At 34.5% G+C, this 2,728-nt stretch carries 2 protein-coding genes; one reads left to right on the top strand and one right to left on the bottom strand.

The window, feature by feature from the left end; translation table 11 throughout:
- Positions 1–195, top strand: a 195-nt coding sequence (locus C0512_RS15050; RefSeq protein WP_290863036.1) for a hypothetical protein, incomplete at its 5' end; no start/stop codon positions are given.
- An 81-nt stretch (positions 196–276) separates the two neighbouring features.
- On the opposite strand, the gene C0512_RS15045 is transcribed toward C0512_RS15050, so the two are convergent.
- On the bottom strand, positions 277–2,628 hold the full coding sequence (locus C0512_RS15045) for an AAA family ATPase (RefSeq protein WP_290863034.1): 2,352 nt from the start codon (positions 2,626–2,628) through the stop codon (positions 277–279).
- Positions 2,629–2,728: the final 100 nt, after the last annotated feature.

Genomic DNA, 2,728 nt, shown 5'->3' with positions numbered 1-2,728 from the left:
GGTGAACGGTTTTTGCTCGCGTACAGAGCTGATCGCTTCCCGCAAAGCCACCCGCACGGCTTCATCACACAAAATCGGCTGGCGGCGGAAAGTCACAACCGTAAAAAAATAACACGCCCCTTGGGTGTTAGCGCGGCGGTAATTGGACATGGTTTAAGCGGTTGGTTGTTTGTGATTTTGGTATTGGTATTGTAGTGGTCAAGTTTTTTCTGCCCACCTTTTACGGCATGATTGGTGGGCAGAAAAGCGTTGCCCACCCTACGAGCTATAGACTTATTATTTAACGCTTGCAACTAAAGCGTCGTATTGCTCTAAATCAACTTCTTTGATTTTATCAATAACCAATTCAACACATCGTTCAACCTCAGAAATATCCATAGGCTTTAAACCTCGATCAAGCTGAGTCAAATGGGAGTTTTCATTAACGACTCTGTTAATAAAGCTAAAATCGTTACCGTCAAATAATTTTTCTAAATTATCTAAAGGGCTTTCGTTATTTGGAAATTTGAAGAACAAGTAACATTCAAGAAATTTTCTTAGATTGTTTGGTAGGTTATAAAGTTGGGTATAGGTGTTTGCATAAATATTTTCGATATTTCCTTTTTTTCGTTGAGTGCAGTTATATATTGTATATATCTGATCAAATAAATAATTAAACTCTGTTGAGTAATTTTTTATATGATCTGGCATTTTTGTTAACAGGCTTCGGGTACCATTTTGTTTTTGTTGCCTTTCAATTAAAAAATGAGCGACTTCCTTACTTCTGTTAATTTCTTCCGTTGGAACAGTTATCCTTTTTATGTATTTCAAAAAATCCAAATTGTGAGTTGAAATAAAGAGCTGGATATATTTTTTAGGCTTGGCAATAATACTGTCAATTAAGCTAAAAACAAAAAACACATGGTTACTATCCAAGCTGGAAATAGGATCATCTATGTAGATTATCAGTTTGTTGCTATTTAGTTCATCCTCGATTTTGGCGATAAAATAACAAAATGCAATTAAGCTACACTCCCCTTCACTTAAATGATGCGCTATCTCGCCGTCACGCATTATTTTGAACTTTGAAACTGGTCCTTCACCCTCGGCAATCAGTTTTAATGCATCATGTCCGAAAAAACGTACTAAATGTTGGTTAACTAGTTCCGCGCCTTTGCTTTCATCATTCGCCTGTGCTTCTAAAGAGCGTTTATCTTTAGTTAACTTGTTTATGCTTTCCTGAGTATCATTTTTGTCTTTTAGTAATTTGGATACTTCGGCTTCTAGTTCTTTAATTTCTTTAACTTTCTGTTGGTAGTCTATATCATCAAGAAATTTGGCAATATCAGACAAGAGTAACACGCGCCTTGCTTCAGTTTGCTCTTTACCTAAAGTAGCAGTCTTACTGTTGTGAGTCTCAATCAAGCCATTTATTTCCTTAAATAAATCGACAATTTGCTCTGAAACATCTTCAATGTTTAATTCTGGTTTTTGGGTGAAAATATCCTTTTCACGCTCATCTAGTGCCAGTACCAATTTATCCAGATTACCTAAGTAAGTGGATTTCAATAATTCCCATGATGACAGATAACCTTCTAATCTTGTATGCAAATCCAAATAGAATAAGTCTTTTTTTAGCTTCAAATAATTACTAATACCTTCTTTCGATCTTTTTAGCGCTTCAATTTGTGTGTTAATTTCCTTCCTCAAATCTTCCGATTCTTTATTGAAATGGGCATCAATTTTTTCCCATAAATCACCAGGAATTGGATTTCCGCAAAAACCGCAATTTACTCTTTTTTCCTTATGATGGTTTATGCCTTGCCGTACCCATTCTTGCAAAAGGCTGTCATTAATTAAATCGGTAATCGGTTGACTTGGTTTAATTTCTTTAATTAATAGTCGATTGCTTTTTTCTGCTAAATCTGAAAAATTCGGTTTTTTTTCAGTTAACTTGCTAATGTCTTGTTTAGGTTCTTCCTTAAGAATTTTATTTTTTTCTTCTATTAATTCATCCGAAAGAATCTCTGCGCCAGAAGCTTCATGAATATCTCTTCTTATGTGGGTTATACTGTATTTTGGTTGATTATATGTAGCTGCTTTACTGCTAATTTCTTTGGCTTTACTTTGGAGCTTTTTCTCAAATTCTTTCGTTTTACTCTGAGTAAATATGTTTTGTTGATTATATTTGTCTTGCTTTTCTTTTAATTTGAAAAGCAATCCTTGACTTTCACTTTCATTGCCTAACGTGCTATCAATTTCCTGTATTTGTTTTTCAATTTCCACGTTAATCTGACCCAACAACGTAAATGGTTGAATTGTGCCATCACTGTTTTGAAGCCAACTCAGGTTGTCTTTGACAAAATCCGAGTTATACACGCGAACGTTAATATCCTCTGGAGTCGAGTTAAGCATATTGTGGCTTAACGTCCGATTATCCTTCAAATGCAGGGAAAAGTTTGCTTCAGGGTAATGTTTATTCAATGCCTTTTTCTCAACACACCTAAATATTCGAGATAACGTCGTTTTTCCTGAGTAATTTCTGCCATAAATAATGTTTACCTTTTTAAACGTTGTGTCTTTAACTTCTTTCTGCCAAATAAAATTATCAAATAACGCAAATTTATTTATATCAATTTTGGTAAACATCGGTTTTATCCTTTGACTTTGAAAGTTTGGTTAATTAAATATTTACATCATGGTTTTGCTTTTAGGCGTTACCAGTTTAAATCTTCGTCCACATCTAACG

Origin of the sequence: Flavobacterium sp. (assembly GCF_013822155.1) — a bacterium.
Lineage (GTDB): Bacteria > Bacteroidota > Bacteroidia > Flavobacteriales > Flavobacteriaceae > Flavobacterium.
The sequence above is the reverse complement of the archived record's forward strand: the minus strand, read 5'-3'. Positions and strand labels throughout refer to the sequence as shown.